We start from the raw sequence: 18,842 nt of genomic DNA on the forward strand, positions 1-18,842 counted from the left end.
GGATACCTGGCGCAGTTTTGTGACTCTGTAAGCGCTGAATTGCACGCGGTAATGTGGGTACGTTGCAGCCCTGGCCCCTGTGATAGTGGCCGGGGCTTCTTTTGCATACTACTGAAGATGTTATTTCTTACATCTCTGCCAATTTATGCAAACTTTTGTACGATTTTCAATATAATAAGTACTATCTGTATGTTTGGATTGAAAGGTATGCAAAAAAGAGACTCTTTTTTTGCGTTGTTATAGTTTGTATGCAGAAATGCTCTGCTTAACGAAAGGATTTGTTCTTAATGCCTAAAAAAGAAGCACCCTTAAAGATTATTCCTATGGGTGGCTTAGACGGCATTGGTAAAAACATGACCGTCTTTGAGTACGGCAACGACATGGTTCTTATCGATGCCGGCTTGATGTTTCCCGATGATGAGCAGCCAGGCATTGACTTGGTGCTTCCTGATTATACCTATGTGCTTGAAAACGAACATAAGCTGCGCGCTATTTTGATTACCCATGGACATGAGGATCATATCGGCGCTCTGCCGTATCTTTTGATGGACTTGACGCGCAAGGTACCTATTTACTCCAGCAAACTTTCGTTAGGTTTCATTGAAGGCAAGCTTGCCGAGCACAAATTAACGGGCATCAAACTCTGTGAAGTCAATGACGGCTCCAATATCAAGCTGGGCGCTTTTGACATCACCTTCTTTTCCATGACGCACTCCATCCCCGCGGCGTTTGGCGTTCACATGAAGACGCCTGCGGGTTCCCTTATGCATACGGGAGATTTTAAGCTCGACCAGACGCCCATTGACGGCAAGCGTCCCAACTACGCGGCCATTACGACATTTGCCTCCGAAGGGCTTGACCTCTTGCTTTCTGATTCCACCAACGCGAACCATCCGGGCTTTACGCCTTCGGAAGCAGCGGTGGGGCCGGCGCTGAGGCATATTATCAAAAACGCAAAGGGCCGCGTCTTTGTGGCGTCCTTCTCGTCCCATATTCACCGCCTGCAGCAGGTGTGTGACGCCTCCGTTGCCGTTGGTCGCAAGGTGGTCGTAACGGGCCGCTCAATGGTCACCAATACCAAGGTCGCGCGTGACCTTGGCTATCTTAAAATTGCCGATAAAAACATCGTCGATGCCTACGATGTCGAGAAGCTCGCCGACGACCGTATTGTTGTCTTGTGCACTGGCTCACAGGGAGAGCCGCTCTCCGCGCTTGCCCGTATGGCTAACGGCGAGCATAAGTCGCTCTCTATACGTCCTCAGGATACGGTAATCATTTCCGCGACGCCCGTTCCTGGAAACGAGCGAAGCGTGCAGTCCATCATCAACTCACTTTCCAAGATTGGCTGCGCTATCTACGACAAGTCGAAGACGCTCGTTCATGTTTCCGGCCACGGAAGCCAAGAAGAGCTCAAGCTGGTTCTTGGCATGGCGCGCCCCAAGAACTTTATGCCGGTACATGGCGAGGCGGTACATCTTCGCGCCCATGCAGAACTTGCTAAGCAGATGGGCATCCCTGAAAAGAATATCTTCATCCTTGATAACGGCGACTCTCTTGAGATGCGGGAGGGAAAGGTCAAGCGCGGAAAATCCGTGGAGTCCGGTGTCGTCTTTGTCGATGGTCTTTCCGTGACGGAGTCCAACCCCGTTGTGCTTCGCGATCGCCAGCGCTTGGCGCAAGACGGTATCGTGACCGTTGTGGTAACGCTGGTGGGACGCAGTCGCAAGGCGGGTGTCGTTGAAGTGTCAGGACGCGGCGTTTCGTTTGCTACGGACGACGAGCTTATGGACGGCGCGCAAAATCTAGTTCGCAACCAAGTAGATAAATTCTCCAAATCCGAGGGGTCAAACCCCGAGGCAATACGTAAAAACATCAGAAACTCCCTCTCCAATTTCCTTTGGACTAAAACGCATACACGTCCAATGGTTATTCCGGTTGTTATGGAGGTATAAGCTGAATGCCCGCTCAACGTAGTTCAAATGCAGCAAAAAGAAGAGCAGGTCAGTCGAGGCGCGCATCGGCCTCTCAAGGCTTGACACCCGTTCAAAACGACGTCATTGGCGTCGTGCTTGCCGTACTGGCGATAGCACTTTTCGTTTCGGTTATCCTGCCTTCGACCGCCCTTGTCACCAGCGCTGTCGGTCATGGCCTGAAGCTCTGCTTCGGTACGGGGGCGCCACTCTTTCCGATAGCGCTTTTCATGTTCGCCATGACGTTTTTCATGCGGGACGAAGGACCCGTTTCAACGCGTATTGCCGTTGGATTGACGCTTGACGTTCTCGCGGCTCTTGCCATGATTTCACTCAACTTTCCCGGCGCTGAGCAAAATCCTCAGATTCTGCTTTTTGAGTCGAATCTTGAAGTTGCCGGAGGGTATGTTGGCGGCGGCATTGCGCTGGTACTGCTGCAAATGCTTGGACGCATTGTCGGAAACATTCTGTTGCTCGGCGTACTTATCGCGGGCATAGTGGTGTGCGGATTTTCCATTTCTGACGTTGTCAGCCGAGCTTCGGGCCGTTTTGATGAGATGCGTGAAGACCACCGCATCAGACGAGAAGAGCGTGCCGCCGCGCGTGAGGAAGCCTCCTACGCCGAACAGGGAACGCGCATTGCTTCAGGAAAGAAAAATCGTCGCAAAACCGTGGACGAACAGCCTTCGCTCTTTGATGAAACAGGAGAGGGTAAAACTACCTTTATCGGTGATCGCAAGACGAGTGTCCTGCGCCGCAACGCGCGCCAATCAGAAGGAGAGGAGCTTCTTGAAGATGAGGATGCTGCCTCAGATACCCTGGCCGGCCGCGCGAAGACAACGCTTCTAGGCCGCACGTCCAAGGCCCACGAGGGTGACGGACAGCAGGACAGCCAAGAGGAGCAGTCCGCATCTGCTGCGACTCAGAAAAAGCGCAAAACGGCATCCAGAAAGACGAAGGGCGACGTTCCCGACTTCCTCGCAAATCCTGAAAGCTTAAAGCGACCGGGCGACGATGACAGCACCTACGAGCTTCCGCCCTTCTCGATTCTCAAGACTAACGCGAACTCAGGCAAGTCCGCCGTGTCTGAGGATGAGCTCGCGCAGACAGCCCAGCGTCTTCAGGCAACGCTTGAGGAGTTTGGGCTTTCAAGTCAGGTAGTCGGATGGGTCGCCGGCCCCTCGGTGACAACGTTCAAGATTTCCATGGGTGAGGGCGAGAGGGTCAATAAGATTACCAACCTTGAAGATGATATCGCGCTCTCTCTCGCGGCGAAATCGGTGCGTATTTTTGCGCCTATTCCTGGAACTTCGCTGGTTGGCATTGAAATTCCTAACGAGAAGTCGCAGGCGGTCAACCTTGCCGATGTGCTTCCGTATGCCAAGGGCGGTCCGCTTGAGTGCGCCTTTGGCCGCAATTCCGAAGGAAAGCCCATTGTAGTTGATTTAGCGAGCCTTCCGCACCTGCTGGTAGCAGGTACTACAGGATCGGGCAAGTCGGTACTTCTGAACGCCATCGTTATGTCGATGCTTATGCGAACTACGCCCGAGCAGGTACGCCTCATCATGGTCGACCCCAAGCGCGTTGAGTTCACAGGATACGCCGGCCTTCCGCATCTGTATGTCCCGGTCGTTACGGAACCGCGACAGGCGGCAAGCGCACTTCAGTGGGGCGTTACCGAGATGGAACGGCGGCTCAAGGTATTCGAGCATTATAAGGTGCGCGACATTAAGACGTACAACAAAAACGTTGATAGCGATAAGTACGCCGACATGGAAAATCCCCCCAAGCATATGCCGTACTTCGTAATTGTCATTGACGAGCTGGCTGACTTGATGATGGTTGCCGGCAAAGATGTCGAATCTTCCATCGTACGCATCGCGCAGCTTGGCCGCGCGGCCGGCATACATCTGATCGTTGCCACGCAGCGCCCCTCCGCAGACGTTGTAACGGGCCTTATCCGCGCGAACATCGATAACCGTGTAGCGCTTTCCGTTGACAACTCCATCAACTCGCGCATTATCTTGGACCAAAAGGGCGCGGAACAGTTGCTGGGCCGCGGCGATATGCTGGTCAAACTTCGCGGAAGCAAGCCCAAACGCGCGCAGGGATGCTGGGTTTCTGACGAGGAAATCGAGCAGACCGTCAGATACATCCGTGAGCAGCGCGTTGCCGAGTATCACGACAATATCCTGACGGTCGCCGTGCCGAGTCAGGTTGACGGAACCGCTTCTCAAGGGGCTTCTCGCGAAGACGACCCGCTCATTTGGGAAGCAGCGCGCATCGTCGTTGACTCTCAGCTGGGATCTACCTCCAGTTTGCAACGTGCTCTTTCTGTGGGATATGCCCGTGCTGGTAGAATTATGGATATGCTTGAAGCAAAGGGAGTTGTCGGACCTGCTAATGGTTCCAAACCCCGTGAGGTCCTGATTGATAAAGATGCACTTGAGGAGCTTAAAGTGCAGGATGCAGCCTATAAGGAGGTCGAGTGACCATGCCACGCCCGCGTTTCAGTGAGATGCTTGTTGCTCGCCGTCGCCAGCTTGGTATCTCCATAACCCAAGCGTCAAAAACGTTAAAACTTAAAGAGCAGGCGCTTATCGCTTTTGAGGAAGGGGACTTTGAGAACATTCCCCAGAGCGGTTACGCGCAGGGCATGCTCTCTTCGTACGCTCGCTACCTGGGGCTGAATCCCCGTGAGGTAGTTGACCTCTTCCAAGAGGAGGTCTTTGAGCACGAGCATGGAACCTACTCACATGAGCTTCGCCGCCGTACGCGAGACACGCAGTCGGGCCGTGGCATCTCAGGCTATGATGTTCCCAATGAGGCTGAATCACGTCCGAAAGCCTATGTGCAGTATCACGGTCTGCTTCCAACGGCAGGAGGCCCTGCGGGCGATATGGGCGCCTTCGCAACTACCTCAGGCGTTCGCTCTCGACAATCGAGTGTCCCCTTGGCGGGATCTTCCTCCGATTCGACAAACGCCTATTCATTTTCTGAATACGCAACAGGTCACGCTTATAACGCCTCACCGGATTCCGCGCATCGACGCAGTTCTTCTCGGCTGCGTACACGCGGCGTAGCGGCGCGCAGACGGGTAGGAATCGCTGGAGTATCGGGAACTGAAGGCTCTTCTCGGCTCATGCGCGAAACGCAATCGACCCCGGGCTATCCGGCGTCGAGCGATCAGACGCGCATGATGGCGCGCGGCTCAAGGCTTGGTTCTCGCTCCGATGTCAGTACGCGCAGTGTCGCTCCGAGCGAGTATACCGATGACCTGCATTATGACGATCAAGCAGCTCCTTATGAGCGCGCGTCTACTATTTCCGGTCGCCGCGGTTCTCGTAACATTGCAAGCGTTGACAGACCAAATGTTCGCCGCCGTCAGCCGAGCAACCTTTCCCGCGCACCTCGAAGGTTGCGTCGCCGTGGCGTTATGGGAGCCATCGATGAGTTTTTCTCCAACACGGCGCGTGCTATCGCGACAATCGTGGTAGTGCTGGCCGTTATTTTGACGCTTATTATTATTTTCTCGGTCAGAGCATGCGCAGCCAATAAGACCAATCCTGTTCCGTCACGTACGGTGAGCGTCAATAATGAGTCTGCAACGCAGCAGTCTCAGTCTGAAAAAACGGATACCACGACGGAACCCAAGAAAGACTCAGAGGAATCTAAGCAGCCGGAGAAAACCACGGAAACGAAGACGGACAAAACGGAAGTTGAGATTAGCGTTCCCGATGGACAATTCAGCTGGCTGGAGATTGATGAGGACGGCACGTATGTAGTTGCCGATAAGGTCACAGGACCTTGGTCTAAGACGATTACAGTCAAAGGGACGCTGAAAATCCAGGCAGGCGTTCCGGGAGCGGTCACGGTAAAGGTGAACGGGCAAACAAAAGCGTTTGAGAATAGCTCGTCAGGAATTGGCATCATGACTATCAAGGGGTCAGAATCCAACAGCGAGGATACCTCCACGAAAAACGATACCTCTTCCTCTACAAAGACCGATGATTCCAAGACTGACGCTTCCGCTCAGAGCAGCACAAATCAGGAGACTACCACGTCGTCGAGTTCGAACACCAACTAAGTTCATATAAGGTGCGCTGGTGAGAAGGGCTTCTCGCCAGCGCCGTATGAGGAGAGATTATGGCAAAAGAGTCCAGCTTTGACGTTGTGTCAGAGGTAGACATGATGGAAGTTGACAATGCGTATCAGCAGGCCACGCGCGAACTTTCTCAGCGCTACGACCTGAAAGATTCAGGGGCCACGTTGGAGCTTTCCAAGAAGGACGCCGCGTTTACCATCGCGGCGCCATCGGATTTCGTGGCCTCTCAAGTACGGGACGTGCTCGGGAGCAAGCTGGTAAAGCGTGGTATCGATTTAAAAAGCGTTCGCTGGGCAGATCCCGTGCCGGCGGCCGGCTCTTCGGTGCGTCAGATAGGAAAACTGGTGCAGGGGATAGACCAGGAGACCGCTAAGCGCATCGCAAAAGACATTCGTGACATGAAGGTTAAAGCTAAGGCAACGGTTGAGGGCGAGAAGCTCCGTGTTGCCAGCGCTTCTCGCGATACGCTTCAGTCCGTTATCGCATTTCTAAAGGAGCAGGAGTATGGTCAGCCCCTCCAGTACGTCAACTATCGCTAGGGGCAAAAACGTCCTGTTTGTTACGTTGGGATGTGCGAAAAACGAAGTTGACACAGACCGCATGAGGGCGCTGCTTTTGGCGCACGGCTACAGTGAGACTACCGATTCTGAAACTGCCGACGTCGCCATCGTGAATACCTGTTCTTTTTTAGCGTCCGCTACGGAAGAGTCCATTGAGACTACGCTGCAGATTGCTGAGGAGGCTTCTGCAGGTGTGCGCGAGCTTCCCATTGTGATGTGTGGCTGCGTGCCATCTCGTTACGGCTCTCAGCTGCCAGAACAGCTGCCGGAAGTCGCCGCCTTTGTCCGCGCTGACGAAGAAGACGGTATTGTCGGCGTGGTGTCTGAAGTTCTAGGGGTCAGCCTTGCTTCTCCGTCTGTTATCGCGGCCCATGGGATGCTGCGTACTATTGAGGGAGCCAGCGCGTACGTCAAGATTTCAGACGGATGCGACCGCTTCTGCGCGTTTTGTGCCATCCCGTATATCCGCGGTCGCTACCATTCCCGTTCTGCTGACGAGATTCTCTCTGAGGTTGCCTCTTTGATGAAGGGTGGCGTCCGCGAGATTATCCTCATTGGCCAGGATACCGGCATTTGGGGCAATGATCTCGGCAAGACAGCTGACGGTGAAACGCTTACTCTGGCGTGGCTCATGCGTCAGGTTGCTCAAGTGGTGCATCCCTATGGAGGCTGGGTGCGCGTACTCTATCTTCAGCCCGAGGGGATGACCGATAATCTTATCGCCACCATTCGCGATACCCCTGAGTGCCTGCCCTATATCGACATTCCCATACAGCATTGCAATGAGCGCGTCCTTGCGAGCATGGGACGCTCTGGGTCCGCTGATGAGCTGCGCGTTCTTTTTGACCGCTTGCGAAGTGAGATTCCCAATATGGTGCTTCGTACTACGGGCATGTGCGGTTTTCCCGGCGAGACAGAAGAAGAGTCTGATGAGCTGTATGACTTCATCCAGGAACAGGAATTTGACTATACGTCAGTCTTCACGTACTCTCCGGAGGAAGGGACCAAGGGCGCTCATATGCCCAATCAGGTTCCAAACGAGGTCAAAATGGAGCGCACCCAGCGCCTTATCGATTTGGTAGAGGAGCTTGGGTTTGCGGCAACCGCTCGTCATGTTGGCGAGCGCTGCGAGGTCATTATTGACGGTGTTGAGGAGTCTGATGGCATAACGGAGCTTATCGGCCATGCGTGGTTCCAGGCGCCCGATTCTGACGGAGCCGTGCACATTGCCGAGGGCGAGGCCCGTGTGGGCGATATTGTCCTTTGCGACCTTGTTGATTCGTTTTGCTATGAGATTATCGGCGAGATAGTTGACGAGAAGAACGTCTAGTGGGGAGATATCTTGTGCCTAAAAAAAGCATTTGGACACCGGCAAATATTGTGACCTGCGCTCGAGTGGCGCTTGTGCCCTTGTGGCTTTTGTCGGCGCAGCTTTTAGGACGGCCTGCTGCCTCAGTCGGGGAGGGGCTTGCGATATCCTGCGGTCCGGCTCTGGTATTTTTCGGATATGTGATTATCTCACTTACTGACAAGCTGGACGGATATCTGGCCCGGAGCCGCAATGAGGTTACTACCTTTGGCAAGTTTTTGGATCCGATTGCTGACAAGCTTGCCGTTGTTGTCGCCCTCTGCGTGCTGCTTGAGTGGCATATGGTCTCTCCTTGGGTTTTGTTTGTCATCGTTGCCCGCGAGTTTTTGGTATCGGGGCTTCGCATGGTAGTGGCCTCCGCCGGTACGGTCATCGCGGCGTCCAATCTCGGTAAGTGGAAGACCGCTACCACTATGGTTGCCATTTGCGGTTTGCTGTTTTTACCGGTCATTTCCGCGGGACCCGTTCAAGACGCGCTCAGCCTTCTCTTTACTGTTCTTATGTGGATTGCCGTGCTCTTGACCGCGTGGAGCGGCATTGACTATTTCATGAAATCTTGGTCTATCATCGCAAAAGAGGCGTAAGTTATGCAGACAACCTGCTGTGACAAGGAACTCTATGAGGCTGCGGCGCGTGTTATTCGCGAGGCGGCCGCTGCCCATGTAACACTAGCGACAGCAGAGTCATGCACAGGAGGTCTTGTCGCAGGAGCGCTTACTGCCGTGCCGGGTTCTTCTGAAGTCTTTCTCGGCTCCGTGGTGAGCTATGCCATTGAGGTGAAGCAGAAGGTGCTGGGCGTCTCCGAAGAGATTTTTGCCGTGCCGGAGTTGGGAGCTGTGTCGGAGCCGTGCGCTCAGCAGATGGCACAGGGAGTTCGTCGTACGATTGGCTCAGAGCTCGCTGTTTCTACTACGGGAATTGCAGGACCAGGGGGAAGTGAACCCGGAAAACCGGTGGGTACCGTTTGGTTTGGAGTCGCGAGCGCGCATGGAGTTCACGCAGGAGTAAAACATTTTGACGGGTCTCGCGATGACGTGCGCCGAGAGGCTGTGCTCTACGCGTTGCAACTGTTTCATGAGGAAATTGTGAAGAAGTAAAACCTTCGATACGGAAGAATATGACTCCAAAAATACCGGTGAAATTATGTCCGGCAAAACAGCGCTGGGCATTCTTAATCATTTCGGCGCTTTGCCTGATTTTGCGTCAGTTTTCTGATAGATACCGGTCAAAAAGCGGTCAGATTGCTTCGATAAAATCATCAGTAACATATTGACATCGAACGCTTGTTCCTATACGATGTATGCAATTCGACCCAAGGAGAAATAATGGCAAAAAGGCAGGTCACTCGCGAGATTAAACCCCGCACTACTGGTGAAGAACGTGAACATGTTCTTGAGACAACTACCTCAGAAATAGAAAAGAAATTTGGCAAGGGCGCTATTATGCGTCTGGGAGACGGTGGACCTTCCTTTGATATCCAGTCAATCCCAACTGGCTCTATCGCGCTTGACGCAGCTCTTGGCATCGGTGGCGTTCCGCGCGGTCGTATTATTGAAATTTACGGCCCGGAATCTTCCGGCAAGACAACCCTCTCTCTTGAAATTCTCGCTGAGGCGCAAGCACTTGGTGGAGTCGTGGCATTTATAGACGCGGAACACGCCCTTGATCCGGGCTATGCTGCTCGGATTGGCGTTGACATTGATGAAGTGTTAATCTCTCAGCCTGATACCGGTGAGCAGGCCCTTGAGATTTGCGACATGCTGGTGCGTTCGGGCGCTATTGACGTCGTCGTTATTGATTCAGTAGCCGCCCTCGTGCCCCGTGCGGAGATTGAAGGGGAGATTGGTGATTCCAGCGTTGGCCTTCAGGCTCGCCTTATGAGCCAGGCGCTCCGAAAGCTTGCGGGATCGCTTTCTAAATCAAACACTACATGCATATTTATCAATCAGCTTCGCGAGAAAATCGGCGTCATGTTCGGTAACCCTGAAACCACTTCGGGTGGCCGTGCTCTGAAGTTCTTCTCGTCTGTGCGCATGGATATTCGCCGTGTCGATAGCATTAAGGTGAATGGTGATGTTGTTGGCAACCGAGTCCGCGTGAAAGTAGTTAAAAATAAGGTTGCCCCTCCATTTAAGCAGGCGGAGTTTGACATTATGTACGGAAAGGGCATATCAAAAGAAGGCTCTATTCTTGACATGGCAGTTGATGAGGAGATTGTTAATAAGTCAGGATCATGGTTTACCTATGAAGGGGAGCGGCTTGGACAGGGCCGTGAAGCAGCTAAAGAGTTTTTGCTTGAAAATCCCCAACTTATGGATGAGATTGATCATAAAGTGCGCCTTGCTGCGGGTTTAATCGAAAACAATGACGAAGCGGTTGGTATTCCGGTTGCTCTGCAAAATACCGAGGATGCTAAATAGTGTCTTCACTAGCATGGGAGCTTACTTTTCCGGAGAAAAGACAGAGCACTCTTGGGCGCAAGAAGCCTTGTGTAACTCTCTCCCTTACCTCTGACGCCGGTGGAATTGAGCGTTTCTCTATTCCCGTTAGTGTCGGGCGAAAAGTGCAGTCATTAGAGCGAGAAGGGGCGTTTCACCCGGATTCAAGAGCGGAATTCATGTATGAGCTTACGCGGATACAAGAGAGCCTCATTCGCAGCCGTATTGAGACGCTGATTTGCCGCCGCGATTATTCGTCTTACGCACTGAGGGAGAAGCTCAGACTTGATGGGTACTTTTCCTCGGTTGTCAAAGAATCTGTAGAGCGTGCGGTTGAGGTTGGTCTGGTTGATGACGCTAGGTACGCAGATTCCTATGCCCGCGCAAAAGTCTCGCAAGGATGGGGCGTCATACGAATAGAGCGTGAACTTGAGAGAAAGGGGTTGTCAACCTCGTTGCTTGAGGGCTGGCCACAATCATATCTTTCCGTTGCGAGCCAAAAGGAAAAGGCGCTTTCTCTTGCTCGGCGCAAACGCCTAACCGGGAAAAACGATTATGAAAGAATAGTCCGTTTCTTAGCTTCCAAAGGGTATTCGTTTGAACTCTGCTCTTCGACGGCCAAACAGGTGCTTGCGGAAAGCGCTCAGGCAAAGACGTAATTTTTCAAAGTCGTGAATATATATGAATTTGCTGTCGGATTAGTCTGTTTACCTGCTTTTAATTGACAAATGATATGACAGTGAGTAGGATTAAAAGGCCATGAGAATGAGCATTTCCCGTCGGGTTTTCCGGCGTCACTTTTACAGTTCGTAGTTTTTTGAAAATGGCCTGCAATGGTGTTTGGTTACCTCCTCTTATGGCGGGTTCGCTGCCTTGGTCAAACAGGGAAGCGTCTCCTGAACATTTATGGAATACGCCATTTTAGGAGTAAGTATGGAAATTGCACTCGTAGGCATTGTCTGCCTTTTGGTGGGCGCCGCTGTTGCTTACGGCATTCTTGCCGGTAAAAGCAATTCTCGTTTGAAAATCGCTGATGAGCAGGTAAAGCAAGCTGAATCAAATGCAGGCCGCATTACTTCAGAGGCTCAACGTCAAGCGGAGACCGTCAAAAAAGAAGCAATCCTTACGGCAAAAGAGGAAGTTCTTCAACTGAAGCAGAACGCTGAGGCGGAAGAGAAGAAACGCAAGAGCGAACTTCGTAGCATGGAGAATCGCATCCTTCAGCGCGAGGAATCGCTTGACCGCCGAAATGATGTGCTTGATAAGCGTGAGCATCAGCTTTCCAGTCTTCAGGGTCAGCTTGACCGCCGCAAGAATGATTTGGATGGTCTTGTTGCGCAGCAATCTGTTGAGCTTGAACGCATCGCGTCACTATCCCGTGATGAGGCTCATGATGAGCTTATAGAGCGAGTCCGTTCTGAAAGCGTTCGCGATGAAGCTCAGATTCTGCGTGATTCAGAGCAGAGGGTACGTGCGCAGGCCGATAAAACCGCGCGTGAAATCATTTCAACAGCCATTCAGCGTGTTGCTGCTGACCAGGCGTCTGAGATTACCGTAACTACGGTTCATATTCCGTCTGATGACCTGAAAGGCCGTATCATCGGCCGCGAAGGACGCAACATCCGTACCTTTGAACAAGTTTCCGGTGTCTCTTTGGTGATTGACGACACCCCTGAAACCGTGGTGCTTTCCAGCTTCGATCCCGTTCGTCGCGAGACCGCTCGCGTAGCGCTTGAGAATCTGATTGCTGATGGACGCATTCATCCCGCACGCATTGAAGAGCTCTACAAGAAGGCTGAGAGCCTCGTCAAAGAACGCATTATTGAAGCAGGAGAACAAGCCGCTTTTGACTGCGGTATCCATGACCTGCACCCGGAGATCATCAGAACCCTAGGCGCTCTTCGGTATCGCACCTCATACGGTCAGAATGTACTTGCTCACTCTGTCCAGGTGGCGGTGCTGTGTGGCATGATGGCTGAGGAGCTGGGCATGGATGCAAAGCCGGCAAAGCGAGCCGGTCTTTTGCATGACCTTGGCAAAGCTATCGACCATGAGGTAGAAGGCCCCCACGCTGTCATAGGCGCCGAGCTTGCACGTCGTCACGGCGAGCGTCCGGAGATTGTGCACGCCATCCAAGCGCACCATGCAGATATTGAACCCAATACCGTTCTTGACGTCCTCGTCATGGCTGCTGACGCAATATCCGCAGCTCGTCCCGGCGCACGCCGTGAGTCTGCGGAAAATTACATCAAACGTCTTGAGAAGCTGGAGGAGATTTCCAACGCTCACGAGGGAGTTGAGCGCACCTATGCCATGCAGGCGGGTCGTGAGCTTCATGTCATGGTTGAGCCCGAGAAAATCAGCGATGCTGAGGCTACAGTTCTCGCGCATGATATCGCCAAGCAAATCGAAGATGAGATGGAATATCCCGGCCAGGTTCGCGTTGTCGTCATTCGCGAGTCACGTGCCGTCGATGTTGCAAAGTAATTCATGGCTGAAGAAACGCATCTTTTGGATTTTGTTGCCTCTATGGGCGGTGAGCGCGCACTCCGCATCGAGGAGAATCTCGGTGCGGGGTACGTTCGTTTACGCGTAGCCGAAGCCGAACGTCGTCAGGCAAAGCATGACATCCGTTGCGTTGAAGATATTGTCATCGAAATGCTCCGTAATTCTCGCGATGCGGGTGCTCGCCATATCTATGTGGCGACCACACGCGAGGATAACATCCGTTCGCTTGTGGTTTTAGATGATGGCTCCGGCATACCTCTTGAAATGCAGGAGCGCATTTTTGACGCGCGTGTGACCTCAAAGCTTGAAAGCGTTCATGTTGACAGATGGGGCGTTCATGGTCGCGGCATGGCGCTTTATTCCATCAAAGAGAACACCCTTTCAGCAAAAGTTTTGTCTTCCGCGGCTGGTCTGGGCGCTTCAATACAAATCATTGCTGATACAAAAAACCTTTCCGAGAGAGCTGATCAATCCAGCTGGCCCCATGTCGGAGTTGATGATGATGGCCAAAAAGCGCTTGTCCGCGGGCCTCATAACATCGTTCGCACCTGCTGTGAATTTGCACTGGAGTCAAAGGGAAGCTGCGACGTATTTCTCGGTTCGCCGGCAGAAATCGCCGCAACCGCGCGCGTACGCATACCTCAGTCAATGAGTTCTGCTGACCTTCTTTTCATCGACAACCTGGCGGAAGTTCCTGTGTTGGAACGTTTCCGCGTCGCGTCGGACGCGCGGGAGCTTTGCGAGATTTGTGCCACGCTTGGCCTTACGTTGTCAGAGCGTACGGCGCATCGCATTCTGTCAGGTCAAATTAAGCCCATAAGAAGCTGTTATGCCCGCCTTTTTCATACAGGAGAGGCAACCGGGCCAAAAGAGATTGATCTTTTGAGAGACAGACGGAGTCTTAAATTGTCGAGAAAAGACGAACATGAATTTGCACGTCTGCTCGAAAAAGATTTCTCCTTTCTCTCCGATCGCTACTATCTTTCTATGAGCAACGAGCCAAAGATTCGTGTGGGAAAAGGTAAAATCGTAGTCACGTTTGAATTGGATCCGGAAGACTAACACAAAGCACACAGTAAGAGAGAGCACGTAGCAAGAAGCCGAGAATAACCATCGAAACGAAGCACTATCGCCTAGAAATGAAGAGTAAAACACGGTACCGCAGGAGTATATATGGGATTGCTAAAAGTCTCGAGCAAGTCATCACCCGCATCGGTCGCGGGCGCCATTGCCGGTTTGGTTAAAGACAGAGAACCGGTAACGCTGCAATGCATTGGCGCCGGTGCGGTGAATCAGGCGATAAAGGCGATTGCAATCGCCAGGGGATTTCTTATCCCGACAGGCTATGACATTTCCTGCGCGCCGACGTTTTCCGATATAGAGATAGCGGGGGAGAGCAGGACGGCTATAAAAATAGTCGTATATGTTCACACCCTCTCTGCGGCCGGAGCTACATTCGACACTTCTCCAGATATTCTCGGCGAGAAAAAAAGTTACAGGGAAAATCCCAATCTACACGGAGTTATCTAGCATGTTTGAAGCCTCTGAGCTTGTTGGCAAGACATACCACATTAAGACATTCGGCTGCCAGATGAACCTTCATGATTCCGAACGCGTCAGCGGTCTTTTAGACGCCTGCGGATGCAATGAAGTTTTGACGACTGACGATGCCGACATCGTAGTTTTTATGACGTGCAGTGTACGCGAGAATGCCGACCAAAAACTGTACGGCCAGGCGTCCGCTATGGTCAGTGCACCTAAACCTCCCTCGGGAAAACGCATTGTCGCCATTGGTGGTTGTATAGCCCAGCGCGATGGCGAAAAGTTGAAACAGCATGTTCCTGCGGTTGACGTTGTTTTTGGTACCAGCGCTCTCGCAAGCCTTCCTGAGCTGCTTGTCGAGGCGTTCAAGGGTCATGACGGACAGGTCGTTGTTGATACTCAAGAGGAGGGCAGGGGCTTCTCGACAGAGCTACCCAGCCATCGCGCCCAGTCCTTCCATGCATGGGTGCCCATCATGACAGGCTGTAATAATTTTTGTACTTATTGCATCGTGCCGTACGTTCGTGGGCGCGAACGGAGTCGTACGTTTGAGGCGATTGTCCGTGAATGTGAACGTCTGGTGGGCGACGGCGTTCGTGAGATTACCCTGCTCGGCCAAAACGTCAATTCCTATGGCCGTGATTTGTACGGAAAGCCCCGCTTTGCTGAATTGCTCCGCGCGGTGGCAACGACGGGAATTGAGCGCCTCCGCTTTACGTCATCAAATCCGAAGGACCTTACGGACGAAACCATTGCGGCCATGAAGGAGACACCTGCCGTGATGCCCCATCTGCATCTGGCGGTTCAAAGCGGTTCTTCTCGAATTTTAAAGCGAATGAACCGAAGCTATACGCGCGAGGATTACCTTGATGTGGTGCATCGTCTCAAGAAAGCTATGCCAGACATTGCTTTCTCAACTGACATCATCGTTGGCTTTCCAGGTGAGACTGAAGAAGACTTTGAACAGACGCTTTCGCTTGTCAAAGAAGCTGAATATTCTTCGGCTTACACCTTTATCTATTCAAAACGGCCAGGAACTCCTGCCGCTGAATTTGAAGATGATACACCGCACGAGATTATTCAGGAGCGCTTTGACCGACTTGCAAGTCTTGTAGCGAAGCAGGCGCATGAGGCCAATCAAAAAGACTTGCATACAACCGTTTCCGTACTAGTTGAAGGCACTTCAAAGCGCGATGATCACGTTATGGTAGGACACAGCGAGAAGAACCAGACGGTTCACTTCAGCATTCCTAACAATCACTCCTGCGATGAGTATATTGGCAAGATTGTTGACGTCTTTATTGATGAAGCCCGTACGTGGTATCTCAGAGGAACGCTAGTAGGCGATCCTAGATGAGCAGTCTTCCCTCGGTAGTCTGCATCGTAGGTCCGACGGCATCGGGAAAGAGCGCTCTTGCCGAAATAATAGCGCAAAGACTTGAGACCTCGATTGTTTCAACTGACGCTATGCAGGTATACAAGGGGATGGATATCGGCACTGCAAAGGTACCAGCTGAAGAGCGTATAGTACCGCTTTTGATGGTGGACATGATTGATCCTGTGTGGGAAGACTATTCAGTTCAGCTTTTTCAGCGTGATGCACGCGCTGCAATAGATGCGCTTTTGGCCTGCAAAAAGCTGCCTGTGCTTTGTGGCGGCACGGGGCTCTATCTTGATGCTGTCATTGATGAGATGTACTTTCCTTCAGGAGCGCTGAAAACGCCGACCCGCTCAAAATACGAGGAACGCGCCGCTACCGAAGGTCCTGATGTGCTCTATCGTCTTCTGCAGGAGCGCGATCAAAAAAGCGCCGAACTGATACATCCTCATAATGTACGGCGTGTGATTCGCGCGCTTGAGATGTACGATGAAGGAGTCTCCTATGCAAAACAGCATATGGGCCTAAGAGCTCACACCCCTCATTATGCAGCGTCTTTATGGGGCCTCTCAATGAATCGCGCGAGATTGTATGAGCGTATTGACCGGCGTGTTGAGCAGATGTTTGCGGCGGGATTTGTGGATGAGGTGAAGCGTCTTGTTGAAGACGGTTTTACGGCGGACAGTACTGCAGGACAAGCCATAGGATATAGAGAAGTACTATCTTACCTTGCAGGTTCCTGTACACTCAAAGAGGCGGTAGAGGCGGTTAAGCAGCATACGCGCCGGTATGCCAAACGTCAGCTCTCATGGCTCAAGCGGGAGGGCCGCGTTACATGGCTTGATTTGGATACGATAGGTATGGATGAGGCCGCAGACACCGTGCTTTCCGGCATTGGAGAGGGCTAGTATGAGTCGCTTTAAGCCGTTTTCGACAGCTCCCGTACCAGAGCGCGCGATTCTCGTAGGCGTTGATTGTGGCAGGCGCACTTGGTCTTTGGACGATTCAATGGCCGAACTCATGCGCCTTGCAGAAACTGATGGCGCAGAAGTCGTAGCGACACTTACGCAAAAGCTTGAAGCTCCCGTGCCAAAGACATTCATCGGTACGGGCAAAGCTACAGAACTCGTATCTCTTGTCCGCACCCTTAACGCTGACGTAGTTATCTTTGACGATGAGCTTTCTCCCTCTCAACAGGCAAACCTCGAGAAGCTTGTGGGTGAGCCGACGAAAATAATCGATAGAACCGCGCTGATTCTTGATATTTTTGGTACCCATGCAAAAACACATGAAGGCAGGCTTCAAGTGCAGCTTGCTCAGCTGCAGTACGTTCTTCCACGACTTCGCGGCATGTGGAGCCACTTGGTTGGCGAACAAACACGCGGAGGTATTGGCAGCCGTTTTGGTCAGGGCGAGAGTCAGCTTGAAGTTGACCGCCGACTGATTCGCAACAGGATAGCGATGCTTAAGCGAGAATTACGCGAACTTGAACAGCGGCGGAACGTGCAAAGCAAATTGCGCTGGGATTCAGGCGTCTTCAGCGTTGCCCTTGCTGGATATACCAATGCCGGCAAGTCTACGCTTCTTAATAAGCTTACTGACGCGTCCGTATATGCGAAAGACGAGCTCTTTGCGACACTTGATCCGACGACACGAGCCATAACGCTTGACGAAGGCCGCCGGATCACGTTGACTGATACGGTTGGATTCATACAGAAACTTCCAACAACTCTTATCGAGTCATTTAAGTCGACGCTTGCTGAGGCAAAGGCAGCTGATTTAATCCTTGTGATTGTCGACGCGTCTGATAAAAACAGGGATAAGGAAATTGAGGTTGTCACCTCAATTCTTGCTGATATCCACGCTTCTGCTCAGCGGCAGCTTCTCGTGTTCAATAAAATTGATCTTTTAGAGCATGACGAAATACTGACCCTGAAGGCTTCATATCCAAATGCGGTATGCATTTCCGCTCAGGAAGCAATAGGTTTGCGGGAACTTCTTTATGAAATTACTCGTATTGCTAGTGAAGGAGATGCTGTTATAAGCGCTCTTGTTCCCTTTGAAAAGGGGTTTCTTTTGAAAATGGTACATGAGCGTTGCCGAGTCATACGCGAGCAGTACCTTGCCGAGGGGCTTCAGATTACTGTCCAGGCCGATGAGCGCATGCAGGCTATTCTCAAACCCTATCGAAATGACTAGATTGGCATGTGCCCGGTAAGCACACCTGCTATGAGCAGCAAAAGAGGCTGATGCAGGATATAGATGACAAGAGGATATTTTCCTATTTCTGAGACTACAGGAATGTAGAGCCTCTGCAGTGCAGGCGTGTATCCCTGCGCGAGGGCTGCTCGGTTACAAGCGGCTCCCGAAAGATAGAGCAATAGGTAGGGAAGCAATGGATAGTAGTCACTCGTTATGAAATGTAGCCCCGGAAATCCCAGCCACGCAAGATAGCCGGTTGCATAGAGCGTGCTGGGCAGACGTATACACAAAGGCCCGATTCCTACTGTGCCGGAAGGAAGATTGTAGAGCACAAGAAAGAGTATGAATAACAGGGCAGCTGTGGTATATCCCTGTACGAAAATACCGCATTTTTGAAGCAGCGCTTCAATAAGTGTGCAGGCGGCCATACAATAGATAATGCCAAATGAGATAGGGGCGTCTATACGGGCGATAGACGTAGCCACATAAATCATAAGCGCGAACAGGCCGTATATAAAGGCTCGCTTGAGCGCATTTTTTGAAAAAGAACACATAGAACCGGCAATAAAAAGAAACGACCAAGATATGCTGGCTCCCCATAGGTCGGTCAGAGGACGGGTGAACCAGAGTAAAGCAAGATCTTCTATATATACAAGGTCGTATGCAAAATGAAAGAGCACCATCGAAATGATAGACAGACCTCGCCAGGTATCAAAAAACACAATACGTGATTCTGAACCTGAAGAAAATCGCGCCGGCGTCAAGACGTC

16 protein-coding genes are annotated in these 18,842 nt (G+C 52.0%); 15 read left to right on the forward strand and 1 reads right to left on the reverse strand.

What is annotated here, in order from left to right; translation table 11 throughout:
- Window positions 1-287 precede the first annotated feature (287 nt).
- The 15 genes from QM016_RS00660 (at window position 288) to hflX (ending at window position 18,069) form a co-directional block, all read left to right on the forward strand.
- Window positions 288-1,952, forward strand: a complete 1,665-nt coding sequence (locus QM016_RS00660; RefSeq protein WP_016477059.1) for a ribonuclease J — start codon at window positions 288-290, stop codon at window positions 1,950-1,952.
- Window positions 1,953-1,957: 5 nt separating this feature from the next.
- The gene (locus tag QM016_RS00665) at window positions 1,958-4,462 is read left to right on the forward strand and encodes a DNA translocase FtsK (RefSeq protein ID WP_282709788.1); all 2,505 of its coding nucleotides are present in this window, start codon (window positions 1,958-1,960) and stop codon (window positions 4,460-4,462) included.
- 2 nt (window positions 4,463-4,464) lie between these two features.
- Window positions 4,465-6,057 carry a helix-turn-helix transcriptional regulator gene (locus QM016_RS00670; protein WP_282709789.1) on the forward strand — a complete coding sequence of 531 codons (1,593 nt, stop codon included), beginning with the start codon at window positions 4,465-4,467 and terminating at the stop codon, window positions 6,055-6,057.
- Between the two features lie 59 nt (window positions 6,058-6,116).
- Window positions 6,117-6,614, forward strand: coding sequence for a YajQ family cyclic di-GMP-binding protein (locus QM016_RS00675; protein WP_016477056.1), 498 nt, complete (start codon window positions 6,117-6,119; stop codon window positions 6,612-6,614).
- Window positions 6,580-7,965 (forward strand): 30S ribosomal protein S12 methylthiotransferase RimO, encoded by a 1,386-nt coding sequence (gene rimO / locus QM016_RS00680; RefSeq protein WP_282709791.1) that lies wholly within the window; start codon window positions 6,580-6,582, stop codon window positions 7,963-7,965. The genes QM016_RS00675 and rimO overlap by 35 nt, the downstream gene beginning before the upstream one ends.
- A gap of 14 nt (window positions 7,966-7,979) precedes the next feature.
- Window positions 7,980-8,588 (forward strand): CDP-diacylglycerol--glycerol-3-phosphate 3-phosphatidyltransferase, encoded by a 609-nt coding sequence (gene pgsA, locus QM016_RS00685; RefSeq protein WP_016477054.1) that lies wholly within the window; start codon window positions 7,980-7,982, stop codon window positions 8,586-8,588.
- A gap of 3 nt (window positions 8,589-8,591) precedes the next feature.
- Window positions 8,592-9,101 (forward strand): CinA family protein, encoded by a 510-nt coding sequence (locus tag QM016_RS00690; protein ID WP_016477053.1) that lies wholly within the window; start codon window positions 8,592-8,594, stop codon window positions 9,099-9,101.
- A 228-nt stretch (window positions 9,102-9,329) separates the two neighbouring features.
- Window positions 9,330-10,424: a recombinase RecA gene (gene recA, locus QM016_RS00695; protein WP_016477052.1), complete on the forward strand. Its 1,095-nt coding sequence runs from the start codon at window positions 9,330-9,332 to the stop codon at window positions 10,422-10,424.
- Window positions 10,425-10,621: 197 nt separating this feature from the next.
- Complete coding sequence (locus QM016_RS00700) at window positions 10,622-11,101, forward strand: regulatory protein RecX (RefSeq protein WP_282709792.1); 480 nt, start codon at window positions 10,622-10,624, stop codon at window positions 11,099-11,101.
- 274 nt (window positions 11,102-11,375) lie between these two features.
- The gene (gene rny / locus QM016_RS00705; protein ID WP_016477050.1) at window positions 11,376-12,929 is read left to right on the forward strand and encodes a ribonuclease Y; all 1,554 of its coding nucleotides are present in this window, start codon (window positions 11,376-11,378) and stop codon (window positions 12,927-12,929) included.
- 3 nt (window positions 12,930-12,932) lie between these two features.
- On the forward strand, window positions 12,933-14,012 hold the full coding sequence (locus QM016_RS00710) for an ATP-binding protein (RefSeq protein ID WP_016477049.1): 1,080 nt from the start codon (window positions 12,933-12,935) through the stop codon (window positions 14,010-14,012).
- A 111-nt stretch (window positions 14,013-14,123) separates the two neighbouring features.
- Entirely contained in the window at window positions 14,124-14,480 is a 357-nt protein-coding gene (locus tag QM016_RS00715) for a stage V sporulation protein S (RefSeq protein WP_282709793.1), read from the forward strand.
- A 1-nt stretch (window position 14,481) separates the two neighbouring features.
- Window positions 14,482-15,849: a tRNA (N6-isopentenyl adenosine(37)-C2)-methylthiotransferase MiaB gene (gene miaB / locus QM016_RS00720; RefSeq protein ID WP_282709794.1), complete on the forward strand. Its 1,368-nt coding sequence runs from the start codon at window positions 14,482-14,484 to the stop codon at window positions 15,847-15,849.
- Window positions 15,846-16,778, forward strand: a complete 933-nt coding sequence (gene miaA, locus QM016_RS00725) for a tRNA (adenosine(37)-N6)-dimethylallyltransferase MiaA (protein ID WP_282709795.1) — start codon at window positions 15,846-15,848, stop codon at window positions 16,776-16,778. Before miaB ends, miaA begins: the two co-directional genes overlap by 4 nt.
- A 1-nt stretch (window position 16,779) precedes the next feature.
- Window positions 16,780-18,069: a GTPase HflX gene (gene hflX, locus QM016_RS00730; protein ID WP_282709797.1), complete on the forward strand. Its 1,290-nt coding sequence runs from the start codon at window positions 16,780-16,782 to the stop codon at window positions 18,067-18,069.
- Here the strand turns inward: hflX and QM016_RS00735 are convergent.
- Entirely contained in the window at window positions 18,066-18,836 is a 771-nt protein-coding gene (locus QM016_RS00735; RefSeq protein WP_282709798.1) for a heparan-alpha-glucosaminide N-acetyltransferase domain-containing protein, read from the reverse strand. The genes hflX and QM016_RS00735 overlap by 4 nt on opposite strands.
- Window positions 18,837-18,842 lie beyond the last annotated feature (6 nt).

It is taken from the genome of Lancefieldella sp. Marseille-Q7238 (genome assembly GCF_949152215.1).
In the GTDB taxonomy this organism is placed as follows: domain Bacteria; phylum Actinomycetota; class Coriobacteriia; order Coriobacteriales; family Atopobiaceae; genus Lancefieldella.

Bases quoted from the DNA above. Each gene is read 5' to 3' on its own strand.
- QM016_RS00675 (WP_016477056.1), top strand. From the start codon at position 6,117: ATGGCAAAAGAGTCCAGCTTTGACGTTGTGTCAGAGGTAGACATGATG.
- rny (WP_016477050.1), top strand. From the start codon at position 11,376: ATGGAAATTGCACTCGTAGGCATTGTCTGCCTTTTGGTGGGCGCCGCT.
- recA (WP_016477052.1), top strand. From the start codon at position 9,330: ATGGCAAAAAGGCAGGTCACTCGCGAGATTAAACCCCGCACTACTGGT.
- QM016_RS00710 (WP_016477049.1), top strand. From the start codon at position 12,933: ATGGCTGAAGAAACGCATCTTTTGGATTTTGTTGCCTCTATGGGCGGT.
- QM016_RS00660 (WP_016477059.1), top strand. From the start codon at position 288: ATGCCTAAAAAAGAAGCACCCTTAAAGATTATTCCTATGGGTGGCTTA.
- QM016_RS00690 (WP_016477053.1), top strand. From the start codon at position 8,592: ATGCAGACAACCTGCTGTGACAAGGAACTCTATGAGGCTGCGGCGCGT.
- QM016_RS00665 (WP_282709788.1), top strand. From the start codon at position 1,958: ATGCCCGCTCAACGTAGTTCAAATGCAGCAAAAAGAAGAGCAGGTCAG.
- QM016_RS00715 (WP_282709793.1), top strand. From the start codon at position 14,124: ATGGGATTGCTAAAAGTCTCGAGCAAGTCATCACCCGCATCGGTCGCG.
- QM016_RS00700 (WP_282709792.1), top strand. From the start codon at position 10,622: ATGTATGAGCTTACGCGGATACAAGAGAGCCTCATTCGCAGCCGTATT.
- QM016_RS00670 (WP_282709789.1), top strand. From the start codon at position 4,465: ATGCCACGCCCGCGTTTCAGTGAGATGCTTGTTGCTCGCCGTCGCCAG.
- rimO (WP_282709791.1), top strand. From the start codon at position 6,580: ATGGTCAGCCCCTCCAGTACGTCAACTATCGCTAGGGGCAAAAACGTC.
- hflX (WP_282709797.1), top strand. From the start codon at position 16,780: ATGAGTCGCTTTAAGCCGTTTTCGACAGCTCCCGTACCAGAGCGCGCG.
- miaB (WP_282709794.1), top strand. From the start codon at position 14,482: ATGTTTGAAGCCTCTGAGCTTGTTGGCAAGACATACCACATTAAGACA.
- miaA (WP_282709795.1), top strand. From the start codon at position 15,846: ATGAGCAGTCTTCCCTCGGTAGTCTGCATCGTAGGTCCGACGGCATCG.